This is a genomic window from Alkalihalophilus pseudofirmus OF4 (assembly GCF_000005825.2).
Lineage (GTDB): Bacteria > Bacillota > Bacilli > Bacillales > Bacillaceae_D > Alkalihalophilus > Alkalihalophilus pseudofirmus.
In genome coordinates this window covers 747,761-771,116 of record NC_013791.2, presented here as the reverse complement: position 1 = coordinate 771,116, position 23,356 = coordinate 747,761, and the positions used below count along the sequence as shown (strand labels likewise).

Genomic DNA, 23,356 nt, shown 5'->3' with positions numbered 1-23,356 from the left:
ACCTCCTTCATAATGAGTAAGTCCCTAGAATTTCAGCATTAAAATTTCAACATTAACTGAAGTGCTTTTTTAATATAAGCGTCCGTGGCCATATCCTCTTGTTCAAGCTTAGGACGTACTTTCTTAAGTTCTTTTTCTACATATCCAAGTGCACGCAAGGCTTCAAGGGCTTCTTCCAGCTCAGTATTTTCTTTATTCACCTTCGTCATTTTCTCTGATACAAGACCGGTTGATTCATTAAATAAATTAGGAGAAAATTCATCAAGCTTCCCTTTAAGATCAAGAATGATTTGTCTTGCTGTCTTTTTGCCCACTCCAGGAAATTTAACGAGAAACGCTTCATCTTCCTCTTCAATAGCCCTTACTACATGTTCTGGCTGTCCTGATGCAAGGATTGCTAATGCACCTTTTGGGCCAATTCCAGATACGTTCAACAATTTTTCAAACAGAGCACGCTCAGATTTGGATTCAAACCCAAATAAACGAATAAGATCTTCACGAACATGCTGATATGTATATATTTTTACCTTCTCATCTAATTGTTTAGAAAATTGATAAGGATTAGGACAATAAATTTGATACCCCAGCCCTTGATGATCTAACACCACATATCGAGTTTCAATATCAACTAATACGCCATTTATGTAATCAATCACAATTAACTTCCTCTCCATTATACGAACATTTATTTCTATTTTAGCATATTACACTGACCTCGTATAATGGCCTTAGCAGAAAGTGAAAAAAGCTGCCTCACAAAAGACAGCTTAAAACTCCGATTCCTTATATTCAGCAAATGCTTCTAAGACTTCTTCATAATGGTGTTTATCCCCAACAGGAATTCCATTGACAAGCTCAGAATGCTGCTTGCTTTTAAGTTTTTTTGTATCGACTTGAAAAAAAGATTGAATGACTTGTTCATCTTGGGGAACCCCTTCAAATATAGATAGCACACCGTCTTCAGTAATTCCAAAATATCCATTCATTTTTAATGCAGGAGAGATATCGTCAATTTCCATTTGAAAAACCATTCCGCCTTCAGACTGCCTAAGCAAGGTCCAATCCTCATACTGCGCCCAAAAATCTTCCATCGACCAAATCGTTTCTTTCGTCTTTTCCTCTATGACTTCCCCGTCTAAATACATGTATTGCAATGTAACATCCATAGTAGCTGGACCTGAAACTTCAAACGCTTCACCTAGATCACTTTCTGGCTGTCCCCGCTCAGCTGAACTAAATGCTTGGTTAAATAGAACACTTACTCCTGAAACGAGCAGCAAAAATAATATAATAAGCAACGTATGGCCCTTTTGTTTTTTTATAACTTGGAATACCTTCACAACCAAGTTCACCAACTTTCAATTGATCTAGAGTTTTAAATTTTCCTTTCCAAATTACTTCTAATTACAGCTACATTCTGTCCGAAATCATTCCTTTTCATTCCCCTTAACAGCATTTCATCTAAAAAAGACACGCAAAAAGACAGAAGCATAAGCCTCTGTCTTTTAGGTTCTTATTAACGTGAGCGCTCAAAAGGTCTTTGCACTGCTCGACCAAGGTCTTGAAGCATGTTTTTAAATGTTGCTCCTACTTCATCAAAAGCAGCACCTGTACGTAATTGGTCATCCATTGTACGAATGCGTCCAACTGTGTTTTTATCTGTTACTACACGCACAGCTTTTCCATCTACATTTTTTTCCACAACGTTTTGTACGCGTTGTTTGATTTTTTCATTATCAGCATCCGTTTGAACACCTACAACGACGTCGTTTTCATGTACAATGACACGACAATCTTCTACGCCTTCAATATCATCCACACGGTTAGCTAATTGCTGAGCTGTTTTACCATCATAGTCTTTATGGTAATTAACTGTATTGGTACGTTGACCCGTTAAGTTTTCCGCACCACGTCTTACTGTACCCATACCGCGAGCAGCACCATGTTCAAGTGCACCAGCCCCACGCTCTAAAGCATTGGTTCCACGTTGTACACCATGCTCCATAGTACCTGCGCCTCGACGAGCCATGCCGTGATCACGAACACCTTTACCAGTCATCGCACCACGTTGACCAAAGTTCATTGCTCCTTGACGATTGTGTGTACCATAGCGCGTGTTGGCATGGCCACGTAAAAGCCCATCTTCATCGACCATTCCAGGACGGTCATTACCAGTTATACCTGCTCGTCCCATACCTGGTCTTGTTTGATTTGCACGATAACCATCACGTCCTGCAGACTGGAATCCTTTATCTCCGCGTGTTGTGTAATTATTTAAATGCGTACGCGTTCTTTGACCAGCTTGCTGATCAAGTCTTCCATATGTGCCACCACGGTGATCAGGTGTCATCATATCAGTGACAGGCCCTTGGCCACCGTAACGTTGGCTTGTATATGCACCACTCATGTCTTGTGAGGCAAACCCTGTTTGTTGATAGTTATTGTTCATTGTTCTTGCTTGATTATCTGTACCACAAGCGGTCATACTGCCTAAAATCATAGTTGCAGCGGCTACCGTCATCGCGATTTTTTTCATGTTTGAATTCCCCCTTTCATCAATTAATGTGGCTTTTAAAGGGGAACTTTAATCTGTTAGTTACTGGACATTTATGAAATGTTAGCAGCATACGGCATACTCTTGTTTTTAATGCGGTTAATTTCATATTAAATTTGACGCGGGCGGACCGGAAGCCTCCTCGTCGCATTCGCTCATGCGGAGACCCACTGGCCACGCGCTTACTGGCAGGGCTGAGATCCCGCAGGGCTAAAGCCCGAGGAAGCTCAGCAGCTCACCGCGGAAAGCGAAGCATATTTTAGGAGCGGCATGCTTACACTACCTCCTGCGACTCACTAATATGGAGCGTAATCGAGCGATTCCAAAACACAGAAAAGACGACTTCTCATTTAAAATGATTGAGTCGTCTTTTTAGATTTAATCTTTACTCTCTATATCTTAGTATTTTAATTTCATTAATCTTCGTAGTCATCCGTTTCGCGGTATTGATTTAAGTGCTGGAGCTGTTCATAATCACTTTGAGACATCATTTGACCATTTGTACCATACATCATCGGCTGGTTCATCTGCCCCATCATTTGCATTTGTTGGTTAGATTGAGCCATTGGCTGCATTGGTTGGTTTGATTGCGGCCCTATATTCATTGGCATCATTGATTGATTTGCTTGAGGCCCTACATTTATTGGCATCATGGACTGATTTGCTTGCGGTGCAACATTCATCGGCATCATGGACTGATTTGCTTGCGGTGCAACATTCATCGGCATCATTGGTTGATTTGCTTGAGCCATCATCTCGGCAGAATCCTCACTATAATCCCATTCAGGCATTTCGTAATAAGGCTGCCCGCCAAAGCCTGCTCCACAATTAGCACATCCAGGCATCATTGGGCTGATCGGCTGCCAGCAGCCATCTTGATATCCATGATGCTGGTAAGGCATCATTTGGGGCATTTGATACATAGGCTGCATCTGACTCATTTGCGGGTACATATTAGGCTGCATTTGCGGTTGGATATTTGGCTGTACATTTGATGGATGCATTTGTGGGTGGATATTCGGCTGTACATTTGACGGCTGCATTTGCGGTTGGATGTTCGGCTGCATATTCGATGGCTGCATTTGTGGCTGAATATTCGGCTGAGCGTTCGGCTGTTTCATTTGCGGCTTGATGTTCGGCTGAGCATTTGGCTGTTTCATTTGCGGCTTGATATTTGCCTGTACGTTTGGTTTTGTATTAGGCTGAGTTTTTTGCTGCGCTTGCGGCATTGGTTTTGGTGCCGGCTTTTGTGCTTGAGCTTTTGGCGCTGGTTTTGGTGCCGGCTTTTGTGCTTGGGCTTTTGGCGCTGGTTTTGGTGCCGGTTTTTGTGCTTGAGCCTTTGGCGCTGGTTTCGGTGCCGGCTTTGGCGCTTGAGCCTTAGGTGCTGGTTTTGGCGCTTTTGGCGGCTGCTTTACTTGCGGCATTGCTTTCGCTTTAGGTTCTGGTTTATAAAAGAATACGTTCATATTGGTTTCATAATTTTTTGTTGTAGGCTTTTGCTGAATTGTAGGCTGCGGCATTTTGGGCATTTCCATCTTTGGCATCTGCATTTGCACTTGCGGCGCTGGCGCAGGTGTAACAGGAGCCTCCTTCTTTGGCATCTCTTTTGGCATTTCTTTCGGCATTTCTTTTGGAGCCATCTGAACCATAGGCTGCTCTTTAATCGCTTGAGTTTGTGCGATCGTGTCATTTTTTACTGGTACACTATTGGACGGAATTTTAATTTTCATCCCTGGCATAATCATGTCGGGATTGGAAAGCTGAGTGTTCGCTGCCTTTAATTGTTCAAAATCAACCCCATATTTTTTTGATAACTTCCAAAGTGTATCCCCTTTTTGTACAATATGAATTTTCACGTTCTTACTCCCTCCTCTAACCATTCTTTTTCATCGTATGCCGATATAGGCGTATTGACACTTCTATTCGTCCAATAGCTTTTTGGTCAGCTATTCTTTCAAGAGAATTACCGAGAAGAAACCGTTTCTAGCACAATGTATGATGACAAAAATAGGTTTATGCCTAAGCGTTCAATAAATTCAAAGGGCTAGGATCAACACGGCTATACAACTCATTCGTGTTATACTAAGGATAAGAAATTGGTGTTGGCAGAAAAGGAGAATGGAACATAATGAACGATAAAAAATTATATGGAGACGAACGTCGTGAACAAATAATTGATTGGCTAAAAGAAAGTAAGGAAGCACTTACTGGTAAAGAATTATCTGTTCGTACAAATGTCAGCCGCCAAGTGATCGTACAAGATATGTCATTGTTAAAAGCGAAGGGACACCCCATCATTGCGACATCAAATGGCTATTTATATATGCAGACTCATCCAAAGGAAAAGCACCAAAGGCTGATTGCATGCCAGCATCAACCAACTGATGCAATGGATGAACTTTATACATTAGTGGACTATGGTGTGAAAGTGATCAACGTGATTGTAGAACATCCGATGTACGGAGAACTCACAGCTTCTCTCCATTTCCATACGAGACAACAAGTTCAGCAATTTAATGAAGAAATGAAAGCAACGAATGCCACACTCCTCTCAGAACTGACAAATGGCGTACATCTTCACACTATTGAAGCAGATACACCTAAACAATTAGAGGATGCCATTTCGGCTCTTCGTAAAAAAGGATATTTATTAGAGGATTAAACATAAGCTAAAAATAAAAAAACAAGCCCTTAGCACGATGTAGGGCTTGTTTTCTTTGATTGATGTTGATAATGAACACATGGATAACTTCCTAAAATATCTACTCCGCAGCCTAGAGCTTCAAGTTCTGATTTTACACCCGGAATGAGCACATCGTCTTGTAGCTGGTCGACATCAATGAGAAAAAAGTAATTGCCTAAGCCGGTTTTAGTTGGCCTAGATTCGATTTTCGACAAGTTCAGTTTTCTCCAAGCAAACGCAGACAGAACTTGATGAAGTGCACCTGAATAATCCGAAGGCAGCGTGACCATTAACGTTGTCTTATAGCCGCTATTTAGAGCAGGAAGCTTAAGTTTAGTTTCTTCTTTTGCTAAAACGATAAAGCGTGTGTGATTGTTATTGTAATCATGGATGTCATACCCTACAAAATCGAGCTCATACTCAGATGCAGCTAATTCATTTGCAATGGCTGCAATCGGCCGATTAGGATGATTAGCTACCATCTGTGCAGCTTCCGCTGTTGAATTCATAAATTCCGTATCAACAAGAGAGTATTCACTTTGTAAGTAATCATGACATTGGGCAATAGCATGGGGATGAGAAATAATCTTCTCCGGTGTCTTCCCCGCCTGTTTAGGGTGCATAAGCAAATGTTGAGCGATTGGGATCGTAATGGTTCCCATAATAGGCAATCGCTGCTTATGTACAAGATAATCAATGGTCATGTTTACAGAACCCTCAATTGTATTTTCTATAGGAACGACACAAGCATCACATGCATCTTCGGCCACTGCCTCTATACAAGCAGGGATCGTCTTAAATGGCACCCGGTCACTTAATGGGAAAAAGGCTTTTGCAGCCATCTCTGTAAATGTTCCAACAGGTCCTAAATAACTCACTTTCATCTTACTCACTCCTCAACTCTACTCGTCTAAGCAATCGATTCCCTAAAACCCTGATCCAACAAGTTCAACCTTTTCAACTGAATCAACAACTTCAACTTGCTCCATTAATTCATCAAGGTCGATCTTCATCGGGGATGTATCAATTGACAAGGTAATATGAGCTCTGCCTTGTAATGGAATTGTTTGATTAATGGTTAATACATTCGCTCCGGTTTCTGCAATTTTTTGTAACAGTTGAGACAACGTGCCTGAGCGATCTACTAAGTTGATTGATAATGTAATGATTTTCTCTTTAACCATTGTATTAAAGGGGAAAATTCCGTCCTTATATTTATAAAATGCACTACGGCTCAGTCCCGCAATCGTGACTGCTTCATTTATTTTTTTTATCTTCCCTGAGTCAAGCAGCGCTTTAGCATTTAACGTTTTTTGCATTGCATCAGTCAGCATATCCTCACGGACTAAATAAAATTGTTTACGCGACATACACTTCACCACCGTCTTCTAAATCTTCTCCCTATTATAATAACGGTTATCCTTATTTGACAACCGTTTTCTGACATTTTGTCCACACATAAAGAAAAACTGTCTCTTTAGACAAGACAGTTTTTCCTTTATATGCATAATATCTTATGGTTTCTATTCAATAAATTCGAATTCAAACTTGAGCAGACGAACAAGATCGCCATCTTTTGCTCCGCGTTCGCGCAATGCATCATCAACACCCATATGACGAAGAGTTCTTGAGAAACGGCGAATGGATTCATCATGAGTGAAGTCGGTCATTTTCGTTAAGCGTTCAATTTCAGCTCCGCTGATAACAAACGTTCCACTATCATCACGGCTGATAACAAATGGCAGCTCTTTTTTCTCATGCTTATAAACCACACGAGTTGACTCTTTCTCTTCTTCATCGTAAAGAGGGAACTCAGGAGTCGTTTCAATTTTGTCAGCAATTGTAAGAAGTAAGTCACGAAGCCCTTGTCTTGTTACCGTTGAAATAGGGAAGATTTCTACATCGTCTTCCATTTTTTCTTTAAAGTTCTTAAGATTCTCTTCAGAATCAGGCATGTCCATTTTATTAGCCACAATAAGCTGCGGACGTTCAAGAAGACGCATGTTGTATTGTTTTAGTTCTTCGTTAATCTTTAAATAATCTTCATAAGGATCTCTGCCTTCAAGAGCAGACATATCAATCATATGAACAATGACTCTCGTACGTTCAATATGACGCAAGAATTGATGACCTAACCCAACTCCTTGGTGAGCTCCTTCAATCAATCCAGGCAGATCTGCCATAACAAAACTACGGTGATCTTCGGTTTCTACAACTCCTAGGTTAGGAGTAATTGTCGTAAAGTGATAATCAGCAATTTTAGGTTTAGCTGCAGAAACAACGGATAATAATGTTGATTTACCAACGCTTGGGAATCCAACTAATCCAACATCAGCTAACACTTTCAACTCAAGCACCACATCACGCTCTTGACCTGGTTCACCATTTTCAGCAATTTCAGGTGCTGGATTTACAGGTGTTGCAAATCGAGTATTCCCACGTCCTCCGCGGCCTCCTTTTGCAATAACTGCGCGTTGACCGTGCTCTGTTAAGTCCGCAATTACCTGCCCTGTCTGATCATCTAGTACCGTTGTACCAGGTGGAACTTTAACGACCATATCTGGCGAATTTTTACCGTGCTGGCTTTTAGAGCGTCCATGCTCCCCGCGCGGCGCCTTAAAATGTCTTTGATAGCGGAAATCCATTAATGTACGCAAGCCTTCCTCTACTTCAAAAACAACGCTTGCTCCTTTTCCCCCATCTCCACCAGCAGGGCCTCCGTCTGGTACATATTTTTCTCGGCGGTAAGCAACCATTCCATTACCACCGTCACCGCCTTTTACATAAACCTTAACCTTATCTACAAACATGTATTTTCACCTCAATTTATTGTGAACGTTGTTTGGAGAACACATTCATGTTCATTCCATTCGATCAGATCGACTTTAACATCCACTTCAAGCTCCAAACTCTTTAAAATTTGGCGCCATTCTTCTTTATTCATTTGTAATATTCCTTGATAGTCGAATGTCAGTTGACAGTTGTTGTGATTTCCCGACTCTTCTTCAGTATGTGTAAATAAAAATGTTATAAGAAGGTGGTTTTCAGAACTACTAGAACTTAATTCTGCCATTTGATTAATGATGGTTTGACAGGTTCTGTACAGCTTGTCTTCATTGGCTTTAAGGGATTGAATTTCACCGATTACATCAACATCAATCTTCATTTTAGTGCACTCCCAATTGTATGTGAGCAAAAATGCCGCTACATCCGGTGTACCCATGACCGATAATTTACTTTCATTTAAAGATTGGGCAGTTACTTCCTCAATAATCTGTTCAATTCGATCATAGCGCTTTAAAGCTAAATTCCCCTTTATTAGTTGAATAACATTCAGCCAATCATGACGAGTATGACGTAGTGCATCTATTAATTCCCATTGTTTAGTCATCTTGGCTCTCCCCGTCTTCTATAATTATCGTTATCCATTAAGATAAAACGGTAAAATATATCAATTTGTATCAAATTGCTTAATCACTTCAAGTAGATTACAACGCTTAGTTTACCACAAAGTTATAGAATGATGGAAATTGAACTAAAAATCAACACATTTCTTTTACCACATTAGATTTATTTAGTTTTCAAAAAACGATTGACACTTCCCTAAACTCTACATAATACTAAGAACAACTAAAACCTACTAAGTTGATATGATTTATAAAATATTAGCATTTTAGAAAGGAGCAACCAATGGCTGGTGTATCAATTAAGAGTGTTGGTAAAACATTCGATAATAAACAAGACAATACCGCATACACGGTATTTGAAGAGATAGATTTAGAAGTGAAATCAGGTGAGTTTGTTTCATTGCTCGGGCCATCAGGCTGCGGAAAATCAACCTTATTAAATATTGTTGCTGGTCTTGATGAAGCATCAAAAGGAACTGTTTCAGTCGGAAATAAGCCTGTAGCAGGACCAGGAGCAGACCGCGGGGTCGTCTTCCAAGAAGCTGCATTAATGCCTTGGCTAAGCGTGATTGAGAATGTCACATTTGCCCTTAAAAAACAATACAGCAAACAAGAAGCTAGAGAGCGCGCTATTCAATATTTAAAGCTGGTTCATTTAAGTAAATTTATCGACTCCTACCCACATGAACTATCAGGAGGAATGAAGCAGCGTGTAGCCATAGCCAGAGCTCTTGCTATGGACCCAGATGTTCTTTTAATGGATGAACCATTCGGCGCATTAGATGAACAAACACGATCAATGCTTCATAAAGAAGTTCAATATATATGGGAACAAACAAGAAAAACCATTCTTTTTGTCACTCATAATATCCGTGAATCAATCTTATTATCTGACCGTATCGTATTGATGGGCACTCGCCCTGGTGGTATTATTAATGTTTTTGATGTGAATCTCCCACGTCCAAGAAAGCCGTCTTCAAAAGAGTTTGCAGAACTTGAAGAGAAAATCAACGATCAATTAGCTGGAGAAATCGAAAAAGTTATGAAGGAGGAAATGGGAGATGACTACAATAGTCAGAAGGCTACTCTTCTTTATCGCTCTCATCGCGATATGGGAGATCATATATAGAATTGACCTTTTTCAAACACGAATGTTCCCTTCTCCCCTCCTCTCATTCGTTGAGTTATATAGAGGATTTTTTGAGACTGGGATTTTAACAGCAGCACTTACTACAAGTTTGGGACGGATTAGTTTGGGCTTCGCACTAGCCGTCATTATCGGATCTATACTCGGTATCATTCTTGCTACTTCAAAACTAGCAGACGAAACCCTCGGATCTCTCGTTGTAGCTTTGCAATCCGTTCCGAGTATCGTCTGGCTTCCATTAGCTCTTGTCATGTTTCAAGGCGGCTCCTTAGCAATTTTGTTTGTTATCATTTTAGGCGGCACATGGCCGATGACAATGAACATGCGGATGGGTATAAAAAATGTTCAACCACTACTCATTCGAGCTGCACGAACAATGGGATATAAGGGTCTTGAACTTGTTTGGAAAGTTCTTATCCCTGCTTCAATCCCTTCTGCTCTAACTGGTGTCAGACTTGCTTGGGCATTTGGCTGGCGGGCATTAATGGCAGCTGAACTACTTGGCAGAGGCGGTCTTGGTCGTACACTTCTAGATGCACGTGACTTTTTCAATATGGAATTAGTTATAGCTATTATGATTATTATCGCTGTTATAGGCTTAATTGTAGAATATCTAATTTTCAATCCGATCGAGCGTAAAGTATTGCAAAGATGGGGTTACTCAAAATAAAAAAGATTATGGGGGAGAAAATGATGAAGAAATGGTTAAAAGCAAGTGGAATTGCTTTAACGATTGCTGCACTGACTGCTTGTGGAGCGGGCTCTACAACTGGAGATGGCCCTGCAGAAAATATCAACGTAGGATACTTTCCAAACTTGGATCACGCAGCTGCAATTGTAGGTAAGGAAAAAGGCTTTTTTGACGAAGAGCTAGGAGAAGTAACTGCAGATTATCAGCATTATCCTAATGGAAATGACTTTATTGAGGCACTAGAAACGGGAAATCTTGATATCGGGTATGTCGGACCCGGCCCTGCGATTAACTACTTCCTGACTGGCGGAGATATTGTAGTGTTAGGTGCTGCAGCAAATGGCGCAACCCTGATTGTTGCACGTGACGGCTCAGGCATCGAAACACTTGAAGATTTCGGCGGCAAGTCTTTCTGTACACCAGGTAATGGCTGCACACACAATGTTCAACTTGAAATGATGCTTAAAGAGCTCGGTTTAGAATCGAACCGCGTAGGCGGAACAGTTGAGCATCAATCTCGAATTGCTCCTGCAAATATGGTTGCTATGTTTGAACAAGGTCAAATTGATGCAGCAGCAGCTCCAGAGCCATGGGGTACGTATTTAGTGGAAGAGCTAGGCGCTAACGTTATTACTGAATGGGATCAAGTTTTCTTAGGCGAAACGCTTCCTAGTGTTGTCATCGTTACATCTAAACAATTTTTAGAGCAGAACCCTGAAACTGTGGATGCATTCTTACGCGGTCATAAAACAGCTGTTGAATATACACAAGAAAATACAGAAGGTACATTAGAAACAATTAACGATTCACTCTTTAATTTAACCCAGCAGCGTCTTCCTGAAACGGTATTATCTGAAGCTTGGGAGCGCATGGTAGTTACAACTGAAACACATCCAGAAGCACTACAAGCTTGGGCAGATGCCTCATATGAATTAAAATTCATGGATAAAGAACCAGATCTTGATGGTTTTGTAGACACCTCCCGCCTTGATGCAATTTTAGCAGAATAAACAAAAAATACCTTCCCCTTAATGAAATGGGCGAAGGTATTTTTATTATGTTGATGTATTAAAAGGAATGTTAGCTATTACTCTCCCTCCCTTACTTATTAAGCCTTTCCTTATCTTTACCTTCCTTAAAGTATTAGATTATTAATCTATAAGAATAATTTCACGCCACTACTTGTCAACCCTCAACATCAAAAAGACAAACAAATTTCATAATTCCCGTTTACAAATTCCACTTTTATGTATATAATTCCATATGTAAACAAATTTGAGTGAAAAGGAGGCTGAACAAAATGATGAACTTATTACCAGTTAGTGTAACGGATCGCTGCGATTTACCTACATCATGTTCACAACCTGCTGCCTCACTCAAAATGGCTAGTTCGTTTTAATTTACGTTCTATACATATTGAGCTAAAAGCTGCAGGTGTCATAGACCTGTGGCTTTTTTATCTTCATTCAGCCACAGGACTCACTACCTGTGGCTTTTTTGCGCTCATTTTCACACCCATTTTTTACCACAGGGGTCACCATAGCTTGCTATGTACTCATATAATAACCCTTTGAGAGAGGAGGTGGATAGTCATGACATTTTCCATATTATTTTTAACAGTCACCATTCAAAACAAGAAACTAGACGGGAAGCAATTAGAAAAAGTAGTACGGCAGCAGCATCATGAAGAAAAGCATGAACAGCTTATTAACAAACTTTATATGTAAAAAACCACAAAATAAAAGGAGGTTATGAAGATGATGATTGAAAACAGAAACGAAGGAAATGGCAGCACGTTTTTATCATGGTATGAGCAGGTGAAAGGCCTCACCTGAATAACAATTTAACTATATTCGGAGGCGGTTTAATATGACACTATCATTTATTTTTTTTACAATCACTATAAAAAAACGCAATTATTCTGGTAAAGAGCTTGAGCGTTTAGTGGAACAGCAAAAATATGAAGATCAGATCCAACAACGTCTAGCACGTTTTCAACATTGGATGTAATAAACAGGAGGAGCCCTGCGGCTCCTCCTGTTTTAATACTTATATCGATTGCAAAATGCACTCTGCAGCTCTTTCCCCTTGATCAATACAATCTGGCAAGCCAACACCATCTAACCCTGCTCCGGCTATATGAAGCCCTGGGAGGTGGCGCGCGATATCTTCTCTCATTTTAGCAATCTTATACGTATGGCCGACAGCATATTGCGGCATCGATTGCTTCCAGCGAGTTACTTCATAAAATAACGGCTCACCTGTTATATTCATGATTTGTTTTAAATCTTTCATTACAGCCGCTACAATTTCTTCATCCGTTTTATACACAATGTCTGAATCTCCGGCACGCCCAACATAGCTTCGGAGTAATGCATGCCCTTCAGGTGTAGAATGACGCCACTTTTTGTGTGTCCATGTACAAGCAGTAATATCAAATGAACTCTTCTTAGATACCACAAATCCTGTACCTTCATACGGATTATCGACAGCAGACTTATGAAACCCTAATGCCACCGTTGCTACAGTGCTCGACTCTAATTCTTTAAAATACTTAAAATAATCATAAGCACCAAGCATTTTAGCTGTAACATGAGGAGGCGTAGTAATAATCACTTGATCATACTCTTTTATGGTTCCATCATCAAAAGTCAACCTAAATACATCTGCATCTTTTTGAATGTTGTCAATCTGAACCCCGGTATGAACAGAGTTTTGATCAAGCCTTGCTGCAATGGCTTCAACAAATGATTCAAGCCCTCTTTCGAACGTTAAGAACATCCCTTTTTTCTTACCTGCTGAATCCTTCGCTTGAGTCTGCTTGCCCCGTGTCGCCTGCAAGCCTTTGATCAGGCTGCCATGTTTTGATTCAAGCTGTTGAAAATGAGGGAACGTTGCTTTTAAGCTGAGTTTATCTAAATCCCCTGCATAGATGCCTGATAAGAGCGGCTCGATCAAATCATCAACCACTTGGTTTCCAAGTCTCGCTCTAAAAAAGTGACCAAGAGACACGTCTTCATCACGGCCTACTACAGGCGGAATAAAGAAATCCCCGAGTGCTCGCAGTTTCCCTAGCGGCGAAAATAATTTTGTCGTTGCAAATGGTTTAAGCTCTGTCGGGATCCCCATCACAGCACCGCTTGGCATTGGATAAAGCGTATCATCCTTTAAAATGTAAGCTTGACCCGTATCATTAGATAGAAGCTCCCCCTCTAGCCCGACTTCTTTAGCAAGACGTGACATGCTTTGCTTTCTCGCTAAAAAAGAATCAGGTCCACGCTCAATCACAAATCCATCACGTACAATCGTTTGAATTTTTCCACCTAACCGGTCGTTTTTTTCAAATAGATCGTAATGAATACCCTCATGTGACTTAGCCTGCTCTAACTTAAACGCGGCTGCAAGACCTGTCATTCCACCGCCAATAATCGCTACTCGCTTCTTACTTTCCATAAGACGCTCACTCTTTCTCTTTAAGCTTATTAGAGACCACTGTTGCTAGGCAATCAAGGAATTCGTCTTTTGCATTAGGCATTTCCGGACGGTAATAATCAATACCAAGCTCATCAGTAACTACCTTACATTCCACATCATTATCAAAAAGAACTTCAAGATGGTCAGCTACGAATCCTACTGGGCAATAGACCATTGACGTGTATCTATGCTCATTGTACAAGTCACGAGTTAGATCTTGAACATCAGGTCCAATCCAAGGATCAGGTGTGTTCCCTTCACTTTGCCAGCCGATCGTATAATTTGTAATTCCTGCTTCTTTTGCAATGAGATCCGCTGTTTCTTGTAATTGATCTGGATAAGGATCTCCCATTGCAATAATCCGCTCAGGCAAGCTGTGAGCAGAAAAGATCACACAGGCTTTTTCTTTATCCTCAATCTTCTCCATCGTTTGCTTTACTTGATCTGCCCAGTATTGAATAAATTTCGGCTCGTCATACCAGCTTTCAATACTGTGAATCACAGGGCCGCCAATTTTCTCTGCCTCTTCTTTAGCACGTCCGTTATACGATTTTACACTGAAGGTTGAGAAGTGAGGAGCAAGCACGATGCTTACTGCTTCCTCAATGCCATCCTCTTTCATTTGCTGTACAGCATCTTCTACAAATGGATCAATATGCTTCAGACCAAGATAAGCTTTAAATTGACGATCTTCATATTGATCGTTTAAATAACGTTCAAGACCGTAAGCTTGATCTTCAGTAATTTTAGCTAAAGGACTGATTCCGCCAATTGCCTCATAACGCTCAGTTAAATCAGTTAACGCTTCTTCAGACGGCTTACGGCCGCGGCGGATATGTGTATAATAAGGTTCAATCTCCTCTTTACTTCTTGGTGTTCCATATGCCATGACAAGTAATCCATATTTCTTTTTAGACACTCGTTTTCACTCCTTAAAATGAATGTTATCTTGAATGTTTTGCTGAATATTCATGAACAAATGCCGTTAAGCGTCTTAATGTATCTGGATTAACCTCAGGAAATACACCGTGTCCTAGGTTAAAGATAAAGTTATCAGACTGCATACCTTGGTCAAGGATTGCTTTCGCACGCTCTTCAATTACATTCCAAGGAGCAAGTAGAATCGCTGGATCTAAATTTCCTTGAACGGTTTTTTGGATACCGCGCTCACGAGCTTCATTAACTGATAAGCGCCAGTCAAGTCCTACAACATCTAGCGGCAGGTCATTCCATTCATTTGCTAAATGACTTGCACCTACACCAAACATAATTAAAGGAACATTTTCTTTTCTTAGTTCGGTAAAAATGCGGTTCATAACAGGTTTAACGAATGCACGGTAGTCAGCAACATTTAGAGCGCCCACCCATGAATCAAAAATCTGGATTGCTTGCGCACCTGCTGCAATTTGTGATTTCACATACGTGATTGTGACATCACCAAGCTTGTCCATTAACATATGCCACGCCTCAGGCTCTGCATACATAAATGCTTTTGTCTTATTGTAATTCTTTGATGGACCGCCTTCGATCATATAGCTTGCAAGCGTAAACGGCGCTCCTCCAAAACTAATTAATGGCACGGTTAATTGCTCACGAAGAAGCTTAATCGTATCAAGTACATAAGGTACATCCTCTTCTGGGTTAATCATCCCAAGCTTTTCAACGTCGCCTTTTGAACGAATCGGATTATCAATAACCGGACCAATGCCAGATTTAATTTCCACATCTACTCCGATTGCTGGAAGCGGAGTCATAATGTCTTTATATAAAATCGCCGCATCGTTGTTATATTGATCCACTGGGAGTTTAGTAACATAAGCACATAACTCTGGCTGATGAGTAATTTCAAAAAGAGAATACTTCTCTTTAATTTTACGGTACTCTGGCTGTGAGCGCCCTGCTTGTCTCATATACCATACAGGTACATGGTCGTGCGCCTCTCCTCTACAGGCTTTTAAAAATGTATCGTTAAATGTTGGTTGAGTCATCTTGCCACACCTTTCTCAAAGTTCACTATGTATTAGTTTAATCGAATCCGTACAAAAAATCATGTTTTCTACCTCTTTTACTATAATGACCATACAACGTAGTGTATAGCCATCCTTTGAAACTGTCATAAAATTGATGAATGTTTTTGTCTAAATGATGCTATTTGCTTGCATGTTTCAAGCATTTTCATGAAAAAAGAATGGCCTAAAGATCAGCCATTCTTTTTTAGCGTTCTAATTCACATTAAAATCCAAACCCAAAATTAAATTCAGCTTCCGCTCTGTTCGATGGATCTCCTTCTTGATTCGTCACAGAATCTACAGGAGTGACCTCATATTGTTTAGTTGAAAAAGGATTAAAGCGGCTGACAATGTATTCGCTGTTTCCTCTCACTGTCGCAAGCCTCTCACGCTCTCCTTTATAAATCTCATAGACATGATAATACACGCGTTCATCATCAGAGCCTGTCCAATCAAGTTCTACACTCATCAGACCGCCGCCGCCCATTTGCAGTTTAGCCGATAAATCCTCTATTTGGGCTAACCTTACTGGCGGCAGAAGCTCTTCTGCTTGATCTGGCTTTTTAAAGGCAACATTTTTCAATGGATCGTCTAAATCATTTATAATATCCTTCATCATAACTGTTGGATAGGAACTGCCGCCTAGTAAGTATTGATCTGTCGTAGTGGTGTCATATCCCATCCACACCGAGCCAACTACAGTAGGAGTGTATCCGACAAACCAGGCATCCATCGTTCCTCCTTCTACCCCAGGGAAAGTGGTTGTACCTGTTTTCCCTGCTAAAGGTGTTTCCACATTCCCGCTTCTAGCTGTCCCCTCTTTTACGACTGATTCAAGCATTCTCGTCATGTACCAAGCAGTTTGAGGTGAAATGACTTCCGTTTCCGTTTGATTTGCTCGCCCGACAAGTTCACCATTACGATCATAGATTTCCGAGATGAAATAAGGGTCGACTACCTTTCCATTCCCTGCAAATACTCGGTACGCTTTAGCCATTTCAAGTGGAGTAACTCCCTCTTCTAAGCCGCCAAGTGCAATGGATAAGCCTTTATCAGGAATATCTAACCCTAAATGTTCTAGAAAACGAGTAGATTCTTTAACGCCGAGCTCATTTAATAACCAAACGGCTGGCGCATTCGTGGAGTTCGTAATTGCATCATACATTGTTATTTGCCCGCTGTATTCACCATTTAAGTTACGCGGTGAATAATCACCGTATGTGAGCGGTTCATCACGAAGCATTGAGTATGGTCCATAATCTCCCTCTTCAAGTGCGGGTGCAAATACAGCTAATGGCTTAAATGCTGATCCAGGCTGGCGCTTTGATTCTACTCGGTTTAATCCGCGGCGTACATATTCCCTGCCGCCCTGTGCCGCAAGAACACCGCCTGTCTCTACATCCATAAATACGGCTGCTGCTTCTGCTCCTTCATTTCCATCAGGAAAATAATCATCATTTTGCAGGCGTTCAAACGCAGATTGCTGCAGCTTCTGATTCATTGGTACAACAATTTTGTAGCCGCCAGACAGTACCTCTTGACTCGATAATTGGTATTTACGTTCAGCCTCTTCTAACACCATGTCAATATACGTTAGAAAAGCCTCATTTTCTGTAATCTTATTATGGTCCACTGCAATGGTGCGTCCTTTATAACGAACAGATTCCTCTGCTGTGATATAGCCCCTTTGCTCCATGACCGATAACACGACATCACGACGTTGTTTACTGCGCTCTGGGTTTGAGATTGGCGAGTAGCTGTTCGGTGCTTTTGGAAGCCCTGCTAAAAGAGCCCCTTCATCAACCGTCAATTCACTAACAGGCTTATTAAAATACAATTTAGAGGCCGCTTGGACCCCATATGCACCATGTCCAAAGTAGATACGATTTAAATACATCTCAAGAATTTCATCTTTACTGTATTTCCGCTCAAGGTTCATGGCAATCATGACTTCTTTTGTTTTTCTCAGCCATGTTTTTTCATTTGATAAAAAGACATTTTTTGCCAGCTGCTGAGTGATTGTACTTCCACCTTCAACTTTAGCACCCGCTAAAATATCTCTATATACTGCTCTTCCTATCGCCCGAAAATCAATTCCTTGATGTTCATAAAACCTCGCATCCTCAATCGCTACGAAAGCTTGTTCAACATGGTCTGGTATATCATCAATCGATACAATTTCTCTATTTTCAATATATAATTTCGTTAAGAGTTCGCCTTCTTCATCGACGAGAGAGGTTGTTGCACTCATTACCAGCTTCTCATTATCTATAGCGAAGTTACCCGCCAGGAGAATAATAAGATATCCTACGAGTCCTATCAACACAGTTGAAAGAACAAAGATTATGGCAATTGATATTCGTTTAAGCAGCATACCATCCCTCCTTTATTACTAGTATATCCCAATTCATAACAGCCACTCTAACCCAAGTCTTCTATTATAACTGAGATTGCCTTTATTTTAATCGTAATCATCTCTTTTGCCAATATTCGAGTGAATGCGATATACTTTCTACGCAGAAACCTAGCTAAATGTTTCAAAACCTATTTTATATGAATAAGTCAAAGATAATCCTTAGGAGGGAAATGCGTGTGAGAAAAGTGGTTATATCAAAAGTGCCATTCAACGATGCTGCATCGATTCAACTTACATCCGCACAACAAAACGTATATTACATTGAAGATACACGAGAGGATTCAGGAGCTGGTGAAGTATATTCTGTTTTAAATGAAACAGGAAGCCTACCTGATGCGGGATTTGTTGTGTTAAATAATATCCCTGTTACAGCAGAAGGGCGCGGAATGTTTGAAGAAAGATTCCAAAATCGTGCTGGTTTAGTCGAGAAGGAGCCTGGCTTTAAAGCGATACGAATTTTAAGACCAGAAACATCTGACACCTACATTGTGATGACGGTTTGGGAAAGCAAGGAACACTTCAAGAAATGGCAGGAATCGAATGCCTATAACCACGCTCATAAAAAACGCGGGACAAAAGAAGGACTTGGCTCCTCGATTTTCCCACGGCCTTCATATGTGACAGAATATACGATTTAATTTAAAACGACTCGAGTACACGCTCGTGTCGTTTTTGTTTATTTTACGAGCCCGTGCCTATGAGCATAGATAGCAATCTGGGTACGGTCTTCAAGAGCTAATTTTTGAAGAATATTACTGACATGTGTTTTGACCGTCTTAATTCCTATAAATAAACTCTCAGCTATTTCTTGATTTGACTGCCCCACACCTATCAGCTTTAACACTTCTAATTCACGAGGGGTTAATTCTTCATGCAACGCTTTTTCTTTTTGCGACCTCATATGGTTCATCATCTTATTCGTTACTTTCGAAGCTAGTACAGGTTCCCCGTCCGCAGCTTGACGGATCGCTTGAGCAATCTCTTTGGCCGACGATGTTTTGAGTAAATAGCTAAACGCGCCAGCTTCAATCACTGGGTAGACTTTCTCATCATCAATAAAACTTGTTAAAACAATCACTTTACTAAGAGGTTTATCCTTCATGATGGCTCTTGTGGCTTCAATACCATCCATTTTCTCCATCACAAGATCCATTACAATGACATCTGGCTCGAGCCGTTTGGTCATCTCTACCCCTTCTAGTCCATTACTAGCTTGGCCTATCACTTCAATATCAGGCTGTGTTTGAAGAAAAGCAGACATCCCCATACGGACCATTTCGTGATCATCCACTAAGAGTACTTTCACCAGGTTGTTCCCCATTTCGCTCCCCCTTGTGTTCATCTTTCTCATTACCTTTCCATGCAATAGGAATTTTCACTTCCAGCTGTGTTCCTTGTAGTGGTACGGATACAATATTCAATACTCCTCCGATATCATTCATCCGTTCTTTCATCGTTTGAAGTCCGTATGATTCCTGCGAAATATCATCTACTTTAAATCCTACTCCATTGTCGATGATTTTCATGATGACCTCTTGAGGCATTTCTTTTAACAAGAACTCAACTGCATTAGCTTCTGAATGTCTTAAAATATTTGAGATCGCTTCTTGAATTAAACGATACATTTGATCCTCTATCCCTTGTGGCAGGTCTGAATCAATATCAACGAGGAAGCTTACTTCTACATCATGCTTTTTTTCTAATTCTAAAAACAGCTGCCCCGCTCCCTCTTCTAAGCTTTTCCCTTCTAGGTGAGCCGGACGTAAATGAAGCAATAGTGCACGCATCTCAGCTTGAGCGGTGTTCGCCATCTTTTCTACCATTTCTAACTGTTCTTCCTGTTTTTCATCACTCGACCTTAACGCAGCAGTCATCATGGAGATGGCAAATAACTGCTGGCTCACAGCATCATGAAGCTCCCTTGCTAAACGCTGTCTCTCTTCTGTGACAGCAGCCTTCTTGACGGTATCCTGCATCTTAACCCTTTCTGTAGAAAGCCTTTGAAGGGAAGCGATTTGCTCTTCAATTTGAGCAGCCATCCGGTTCATCCGGACTGCAAGCTCAGTCAGCTCATCGGCTCCTTGTTCTGTGAGTCGATGAGAAAAAGTACCTCTCTCAAAACGCATGGCTCCATGCACGACTTCATCAATTCTCCTTTTTAAAGGCAGAGCTTGAATGACGCCTGCTATGATGCCAACAAGTAAAAACGTCGCTATCAGCCAGACAAAAAGAGGAATTTCAATTAATCGGAGATCAATTAATAAAAGAAGTCCTCTCGGTTCTTGATACGTTAACAAAAAAGCTGCAAAGATGGTCATTAAAAGAGCTAAGAACACATTATGACGGATAAACTGCCAGAGAAGGCGGGCAAGTCTCATTTTCATATCCTTCTCACCGTCACTTCCCCAAGTGCCATTGATATGACCAGCTTCACTCTTCTTTTTGACTGCTTGTATTGAGAAGGTGCCAGACTCACTTGCTGATTAATACCTGAATGTTTCTCATGAAAAACAGTTAATTCTCCTGCAAGAGAAGAGGCTTGAACGGCTACTGTTAAATCATCCGGGACATACACATTGACCTCTCCAATAAATGCTTGAATAACAATAATGGTCTCACCTTCTGAAATCATTGCTTTTGACAGATCTATTTTTACGCTTCCAAGGGCAGACCATATCGTTAAATCTCGCAATTCAAACTGTTGGTTCATGTAATGGATATCTCCAACAAAGTTTTTTCTTACAATCGGCTCATAGGCTGCCTGTTGAGCTTTGGATGAAGTTGAAGTAGAACCACTAGGAGAAACAGAGTGATCTAGGTCTCCCTCCGAAATGAAGGGTTCTTGCTCACTTTTAGATGTATTTTCCTTCACAGGTGTTTGCTTAGGGGCCTCTTCATGTGTGATCTTAAGCCTTCGTTCGCGTTCGGCATGAGATTTTTTTGTCTTCTTCTGGCTTTTCACTAATTTAAGTCCGTAATAAAAACAAATAACAGCTAAAATAAGTCCAATAAAATTAATAGAAAATAATTGATCTAAAAGAATACTGCCGCTGATGATAAAGAAAATAGCCGCAATCAGCTTGCGTTTGTTTTGATAAAAATAATAACCAAGGAAGAAGAAGATGAGCGGGGCAATTAATCCGCCTGTTGCAAAGCTAAGCACACCCATCAGAAACCAAATTCCAAGGATCACCACAATAACTCCAATTAACCCATGCTTACTCATCCACACTCCCCCTTTCCTCTACGTTCACTACCACTATTTATTTAATAATTTGGTATCACCCGATACAGTGACAGCCGTAACAACATATTCTCCGCTTCCAGCTGTTCCTTTTAAACTTTTCGATTGAAATTGCTGCTCTGTTAATTGCTCATCGATCGTAAATCCACCTGAGGTTGTCTTTAAATCTACCTGGGCATTTAAATTTCTTACCCACATCGTAATATCACCGGATACCGTTTTCAGATGAGCATCTTTATGATCGTGTGTATATGTTACCAAAATATCTCCTGAAACGGTATTAGCATCTAGTTCTCCACTGAAACTTTCTACCTCAATATCTCCAGACGTACTCTTTATGACTAGTTTCTCACTTTCAATAGAATCTGCTTGGAGATCGCCTGAGGTGGAATGGATTGAGACCTCATCAGCGGTTATGTGGCTAGAATGAACATCCCCTGAAATGGTTTTTAAAAATACCTCTTCACTTTCAAGCGGGGTATTTATTGTTATGTCTCCTGATACAGATTTCGCCTCAAATGAGAAAATATCGACTTCAGGAATATATATAATCATTTCTGTACTTCTTCGTGGGGATAAAAACGGAATAGAGATGCTGTTTCTTTCTTCCATTCTTATTGTAAGTCGATTTCCACGTTCTTCTACACGTAATGTTTGGTTTCGTCTTTTATCGATCACATCCACACTCATATTTTCATTGGATGACGGTTCTACTCTAATATCAACAGAGGTGCTTTCAATGAATAATTCCGTGTTTCCTTCTAAAGGTTGATCTACATTTTCCACTTTTTCTCCTCCATTATTAAGACCTGATAAATTAAAAACCGATAAGGAACCAAAAGTTGATAAAAAGAGCACAGCTCCGATGATAATCAAAGCGACCCCAGCAATTTTTTTCATAAAATCCTCCCCTGCACTCAGCTTTCATCACGCTTACACTCGATACTTATAAACTCACCTACAAAGTATATAGAAAATATTTCCTTCAGCCAATATTCTTTTTGTTAATTGATCATTCGATAAGATTTCATTGAAGATTTGACTGAATATTTGTTGGAACAAAAAGCAAGGGAGATCCCTTGCTTAATGAGATGCTTGTTCATTCAGTTTTTCTTGTAACCGACGCACTTCATCTTCTACTTCGATTTCATTATTTGCCTCAAATAAATCACTTCTAGATGATGATATCACTCTATCTTCCCTTATCATCAGCTGCTCATCAAATCGCTCAAATTCGTCATCAAGATCTATTAACGATTGCTTTTGAGCTGGTTTTACATGTTTATGTGTTTTTGCTGACTGCATTCTTAAGGCTAGTTCAACTTTCTTTTCACGTAATTGTTTATATTGATCTTGGAGCTTTTCAATTTCTACTTCATAATAATGCTTCACTTCCATGCTTTTATGAGTCAGTTCACCATATCGAACCACCTGATTGGCTAGTTGCTTTTTATCAAGTAATATTTTTTTTGCAAGCTGATCCTCACCAGACTTTAACGCCTCTAGAGCCTGTTCCTCTCTTTTCACCATTAATCTTTCTGTCATGTCTTTATCACGCTTAAGCATATCCTGAATCTGCCTTTGCTTTTGAATCGTACGTTCAGCTTTTTTTATCGATTCTTTCACATCTCTTATATGCTGCTTCACCATCATTTCTGGATTTTCAATACGATCTAATCCCTCATGTATCGTTGCTTTAATATACCGCTCAATTCTTTTCAATGCTGACAT

At 40.4% G+C, this 23,356-nt stretch carries 24 protein-coding genes; 7 read left to right on the top strand and 17 right to left on the bottom strand.

Annotated features, from left to right (window positions below; genetic code table 11):
- Window positions 1–38: 38 nt before the first annotated feature.
- From ruvA to safA, 4 genes are all read right to left on the bottom strand, one after another.
- Window positions 39–656: a Holliday junction branch migration protein RuvA gene (gene ruvA / locus BPOF4_RS03835; protein WP_012957751.1), complete on the bottom strand. Its 618-nt coding sequence runs from the start codon at window positions 654–656 to the stop codon at window positions 39–41.
- 111 nt (window positions 657–767) lie between these two features.
- A complete protein-coding gene (locus BPOF4_RS03830; RefSeq protein WP_012957750.1) occupies window positions 768–1,340 on the bottom strand; it encodes an intercompartmental signaling factor BofC in 573 nt (190 codons plus the stop codon).
- A 176-nt stretch (window positions 1,341–1,516) separates the two neighbouring features.
- On the bottom strand, window positions 1,517–2,536 hold the full coding sequence (locus BPOF4_RS03825; protein WP_012957749.1) for a YhcN/YlaJ family sporulation lipoprotein: 1,020 nt from the start codon (window positions 2,534–2,536) through the stop codon (window positions 1,517–1,519).
- A gap of 434 nt (window positions 2,537–2,970) precedes the next feature.
- On the bottom strand, window positions 2,971–4,410 hold the full coding sequence (gene safA, locus BPOF4_RS03820) for a SafA/ExsA family spore coat assembly protein (RefSeq protein ID WP_012957748.1): 1,440 nt from the start codon (window positions 4,408–4,410) through the stop codon (window positions 2,971–2,973).
- 272 nt (window positions 4,411–4,682) lie between these two features.
- On the opposite strand from safA, the gene BPOF4_RS03815 reads away from it, so the two are divergent.
- Window positions 4,683–5,216, top strand: a complete 534-nt coding sequence (locus tag BPOF4_RS03815; protein WP_012957747.1) for a transcription repressor NadR — start codon at window positions 4,683–4,685, stop codon at window positions 5,214–5,216.
- 29 nt (window positions 5,217–5,245) lie between these two features.
- On the opposite strand, the gene pheA is transcribed toward BPOF4_RS03815, so the two are convergent.
- The 4 genes from pheA to BPOF4_RS21095 all read right to left on the bottom strand — a co-directional run bounded on the left by pheA (window position 5,246) and on the right by BPOF4_RS21095 (window position 8,628).
- Window positions 5,246–6,121, bottom strand: a complete 876-nt coding sequence (gene pheA, locus BPOF4_RS03810) for a prephenate dehydratase (protein ID WP_012957746.1) — start codon at window positions 6,119–6,121, stop codon at window positions 5,246–5,248.
- A gap of 42 nt (window positions 6,122–6,163) precedes the next feature.
- A complete protein-coding gene (locus BPOF4_RS03805; RefSeq protein ID WP_012957745.1) occupies window positions 6,164–6,607 on the bottom strand; it encodes an ACT domain-containing protein in 444 nt (147 codons plus the stop codon).
- A 153-nt stretch (window positions 6,608–6,760) separates the two neighbouring features.
- Window positions 6,761–8,047, bottom strand: coding sequence for a GTPase ObgE (obgE, locus tag BPOF4_RS03800; protein ID WP_012957744.1), 1,287 nt, complete (start codon window positions 8,045–8,047; stop codon window positions 6,761–6,763).
- A gap of 11 nt (window positions 8,048–8,058) precedes the next feature.
- Window positions 8,059–8,628 (bottom strand): sporulation initiation phosphotransferase B, encoded by a 570-nt coding sequence (locus BPOF4_RS21095; protein WP_012957743.1) that lies wholly within the window; start codon window positions 8,626–8,628, stop codon window positions 8,059–8,061.
- A 299-nt stretch (window positions 8,629–8,927) separates the two neighbouring features.
- Here BPOF4_RS21095 and BPOF4_RS03790 point away from each other — a divergent pair, with 299 nt between their 5' ends.
- The 5 genes from BPOF4_RS03790 to BPOF4_RS21535 all read left to right on the top strand — a co-directional run bounded on the left by BPOF4_RS03790 (window position 8,928) and on the right by BPOF4_RS21535 (window position 12,492).
- A complete protein-coding gene (locus tag BPOF4_RS03790; protein WP_012957742.1) occupies window positions 8,928–9,773 on the top strand; it encodes an ABC transporter ATP-binding protein in 846 nt (281 codons plus the stop codon).
- Window positions 9,706–10,461, top strand: coding sequence for an ABC transporter permease (locus tag BPOF4_RS03785; protein WP_012957741.1), 756 nt, complete (start codon window positions 9,706–9,708; stop codon window positions 10,459–10,461). Before BPOF4_RS03790 ends, BPOF4_RS03785 begins: the two co-directional genes overlap by 68 nt.
- A gap of 20 nt (window positions 10,462–10,481) precedes the next feature.
- Window positions 10,482–11,492: an aliphatic sulfonate ABC transporter substrate-binding protein gene (locus BPOF4_RS03780; RefSeq protein WP_235806151.1), complete on the top strand. Its 1,011-nt coding sequence runs from the start codon at window positions 10,482–10,484 to the stop codon at window positions 11,490–11,492.
- A gap of 582 nt (window positions 11,493–12,074) precedes the next feature.
- Window positions 12,075–12,209, top strand: a complete 135-nt coding sequence (locus BPOF4_RS21540) for a YrzI family small protein (RefSeq protein ID WP_012957739.1) — start codon at window positions 12,075–12,077, stop codon at window positions 12,207–12,209.
- A 142-nt stretch (window positions 12,210–12,351) separates the two neighbouring features.
- Window positions 12,352–12,492 (top strand): YrzI family small protein, encoded by a 141-nt coding sequence (locus BPOF4_RS21535; RefSeq protein WP_012957738.1) that lies wholly within the window; start codon window positions 12,352–12,354, stop codon window positions 12,490–12,492.
- 39 nt (window positions 12,493–12,531) lie between these two features.
- Here the strand turns inward: BPOF4_RS21535 and hemY are convergent, their stop codons facing one another.
- From hemY to BPOF4_RS03760, 4 genes are all read right to left on the bottom strand, one after another.
- A complete protein-coding gene (gene hemY / locus BPOF4_RS03775; RefSeq protein ID WP_012957737.1) occupies window positions 12,532–13,935 on the bottom strand; it encodes a protoporphyrinogen oxidase in 1,404 nt (467 codons plus the stop codon).
- A 7-nt stretch (window positions 13,936–13,942) separates the two neighbouring features.
- Window positions 13,943–14,875 (bottom strand): ferrochelatase, encoded by a 933-nt coding sequence (gene hemH, locus BPOF4_RS03770; RefSeq protein ID WP_012957736.1) that lies wholly within the window; start codon window positions 14,873–14,875, stop codon window positions 13,943–13,945.
- 25 nt (window positions 14,876–14,900) lie between these two features.
- A complete protein-coding gene (gene hemE / locus BPOF4_RS03765) occupies window positions 14,901–15,944 on the bottom strand; it encodes a uroporphyrinogen decarboxylase (protein WP_012957735.1) in 1,044 nt (347 codons plus the stop codon).
- 244 nt (window positions 15,945–16,188) lie between these two features.
- The gene (locus BPOF4_RS03760) at window positions 16,189–18,339 is read right to left on the bottom strand and encodes a transglycosylase domain-containing protein (protein ID WP_012957734.1); all 2,151 of its coding nucleotides are present in this window, start codon (window positions 18,337–18,339) and stop codon (window positions 16,189–16,191) included.
- A 218-nt stretch (window positions 18,340–18,557) separates the two neighbouring features.
- Here BPOF4_RS03760 and BPOF4_RS03755 point away from each other — a divergent pair, with 218 nt between their 5' ends.
- On the top strand, window positions 18,558–19,019 hold the full coding sequence (locus BPOF4_RS03755) for an antibiotic biosynthesis monooxygenase family protein (protein WP_012957733.1): 462 nt from the start codon (window positions 18,558–18,560) through the stop codon (window positions 19,017–19,019).
- Between the two features lie 38 nt (window positions 19,020–19,057).
- On the opposite strand, the gene BPOF4_RS03750 is transcribed toward BPOF4_RS03755, so the two are convergent.
- The 5 genes from BPOF4_RS03750 to BPOF4_RS03730 all read right to left on the bottom strand — a co-directional run bounded on the left by BPOF4_RS03750 (window position 19,058) and on the right by BPOF4_RS03730 (window position 23,356).
- Window positions 19,058–19,690, bottom strand: coding sequence for a response regulator (locus tag BPOF4_RS03750; RefSeq protein WP_041822596.1), 633 nt, complete (start codon window positions 19,688–19,690; stop codon window positions 19,058–19,060).
- On the bottom strand, window positions 19,665–20,765 hold the full coding sequence (locus tag BPOF4_RS03745; RefSeq protein ID WP_041822231.1) for a HAMP domain-containing sensor histidine kinase: 1,101 nt from the start codon (window positions 20,763–20,765) through the stop codon (window positions 19,665–19,667). Before BPOF4_RS03745 ends, BPOF4_RS03750 begins: the two co-directional genes overlap by 26 nt.
- The gene (gene liaF / locus BPOF4_RS03740) at window positions 20,762–21,607 is read right to left on the bottom strand and encodes a cell wall-active antibiotics response protein LiaF (protein ID WP_012957730.1); all 846 of its coding nucleotides are present in this window, start codon (window positions 21,605–21,607) and stop codon (window positions 20,762–20,764) included. The genes BPOF4_RS03745 and liaF overlap by 4 nt, the downstream gene beginning before the upstream one ends.
- Before the next feature lie 33 nt (window positions 21,608–21,640).
- Window positions 21,641–22,525 (bottom strand): DUF4097 domain-containing protein, encoded by an 885-nt coding sequence (locus BPOF4_RS03735; RefSeq protein WP_012957729.1) that lies wholly within the window; start codon window positions 22,523–22,525, stop codon window positions 21,641–21,643.
- A 183-nt stretch (window positions 22,526–22,708) separates the two neighbouring features.
- Window positions 22,709–23,356: a PspA/IM30 family protein gene (locus BPOF4_RS03730; RefSeq protein WP_012957728.1), complete on the bottom strand. Its 648-nt coding sequence runs from the start codon at window positions 23,354–23,356 to the stop codon at window positions 22,709–22,711.